Source organism: Gilvimarinus sp. 1_MG-2023 (genome assembly GCF_030548285.1).
Genome location: NZ_JAUOSC010000136.1, coordinates 1 through 456 on the forward strand (window position 1 = coordinate 1; position 456 = coordinate 456).

Annotated in this window: 1 protein-coding gene; it reads left to right on the forward strand. The window is 55.7% G+C overall.

Going from position 1 to position 456, the window contains the following annotated elements; genetic code table 11:
- The coding region (locus Q4563_RS16095) for a cytochrome-c peroxidase (protein ID WP_303605191.1) at window positions 1–456 on the forward strand (456 nt) is incomplete at both ends.

Sequence of the window (456 nt, forward strand, 5' to 3'; positions counted from 1 at the left end):
GTCAAGCCTTGCCTTCGAAAGCAAGGCAGCCCTCGGCGAAAGCCTGTTCAACGATACCAATCTCTCATTCAACCGCACCCAGTCCTGTGCCAGCTGTCACGATGCCGACAAGGCCTTTACCGACAGCCGCGAAGATGACAACGGGCTGACTGCTGCCGTATCACTTGGTGATGACGATGTATCCCTGGGAGATCGTAATGCACCAACGGTGCTGTACGCCTCACTGTCACCGGAGTTTCAGGAAGGTACGCGCAGTCGCTTCAACAGCAGCCAGTCCGATTACAGTGGCTGGCTGGGCGGTCAGTTTCATGATGGCCGCTCTTCCACACTCGCCGATCAGGCCGGTGGCCCGCCATTAAACCCGATTGAAATGGGCATGGCAGATCGCGCCAGCGTAGTCGAACGCCTGTTAGAAGATGAAGATTATATTGCAGCCTTCGAATCCTTGTATGGTAC